We start from the raw sequence: 1339 nt of genomic DNA on the forward strand, positions 1-1339 counted from the left end.
TATATATAGTAAATTTAGTGGCTAAAAACGCTATATATAGTAAATTTAGAATCTAAAAACACTTTAATTATCTAATATGGTGAGGTCTATTTCAATCCACTATATTATTTGGCGCTTACAAACGTTCTATCTGTGCTTTGATTTTCTTTTGATAGTTTTCTGAATAAACAGTATCCACATTCGTAGATGTTCCACTCAATACAACAAAGTCAGTTTGATGTTCATCTTTGCTGGATGCAACTGATTGTAGTGGAAATTTAAAAAATGCGAATACGAGTACTAAACATAGCACAATAATTGAGATTCCTATTTTCTTCATACATTACCCCCTAGTTGTATTATCTTTAAAAAGTATGGGAATAATATGGGAATCTTAAAGAAGAAAATAAAAGACTATTTCATGCATTCTTTCTTCAATTTCTGCATCAAACTCTTCTTTAGTAAGAAGTACTCTAATTCATTTGTTTTTCATTCATAATAAGACCACTTCATCGCACAAAAAAAAGACCTGCATTATGCAAGTCTTGTATCTATTCTCATACTGCTGTTAATAACTGAGGCTTTTTCGAAGAGGAGAAGCTTCTTTTTCTTTTCTACACCAGAAGCATAGCCTTTTAAGTTACCCTTAGAACCAATTACACGGTGTGAAGGGATGATTAACGCAATATGATTATGACCAATAGCACCACCAACTGCCTGTGCTGACATTTCTTTCTTATTGCCATATTTCGCAATAGCTTTCGCAATATCACCATAAGTGATTGTTTCACCATAAGGGATATGCTGGATAATAGTCCAGATCATTCTCTGGAATGGTGTACCCTGCATCTTAATAGGTGGACAGAAGTTAGGAACGATTCCATCAAAATATAAGTTTAACCAGGCAATTGTCTGATCAAAGACTGGTAAATCTTGTTCAATAGGTTCCTTGAGGATATCTGCATAATATTTATCATCTTCAAACCATAAACCAATAAGTGATTCACCATCACTTGCCATAGTAATGTTTCCAATAGGAGACTGGTATTTCTTAATATATTCCATTATTTTTACCTCCAAAAATAAACAAAAAAAGCATTAGCGTACGCAAAAAAGAATTTCTTTTTCTACGTATAGCTAATGCTTTGTGAATGACATGCTATAAAATATTCCTTTGTTGGTTGTATTGTAACACAATTATTTCACAAGGTCAACTTAGACTTCATCTTCCTGCCTGATTTTCTGATTCCAATATGATAATGTCTTAATGTATCCAAGTTGATATTGTCCCAATTGGGACAATATCAACTTGCCGTGTTAAACTATAACCTCCAGGGGAGGTTATTATGAGAAAGGTTGA

Annotated in this window: 2 protein-coding genes; both read right to left on the minus strand. The window is 32.9% G+C overall.

The window, feature by feature from the left end:
* Positions 1-115 precede the first annotated feature (115 nt).
* Positions 116-319 (minus strand): hypothetical protein, encoded by a 204-nt coding sequence (locus H8909_RS13090; protein ID WP_187013139.1) that lies wholly within the window; start codon positions 317-319, stop codon positions 116-118.
* Between the two features lie 194 nt (positions 320-513).
* The gene (locus tag H8909_RS13095) at positions 514-1044 is read right to left on the minus strand and encodes a methylated-DNA--[protein]-cysteine S-methyltransferase (protein ID WP_187013140.1); all 531 of its coding nucleotides are present in this window, start codon (positions 1042-1044) and stop codon (positions 514-516) included.
* Between the last annotated feature and the right edge of the window lie 295 nt (positions 1045-1339).

It is taken from the genome of Catenibacterium faecis, from assembly GCF_014306455.1.
Lineage (GTDB): Bacteria > Bacillota_I > Bacilli_A > Erysipelotrichales > Coprobacillaceae > Catenibacterium > Catenibacterium mitsuoka_A.

Bases quoted from the DNA above. Each gene is read 5' to 3' on its own strand.
- H8909_RS13090 (WP_187013139.1), bottom strand. From the start codon at position 319: ATGAAGAAAATAGGAATCTCAATTATTGTGCTATGTTTAGTACTCGTA.
- H8909_RS13095 (WP_187013140.1), bottom strand. From the start codon at position 1,044: ATGGAATATATTAAGAAATACCAGTCTCCTATTGGAAACATTACTATG.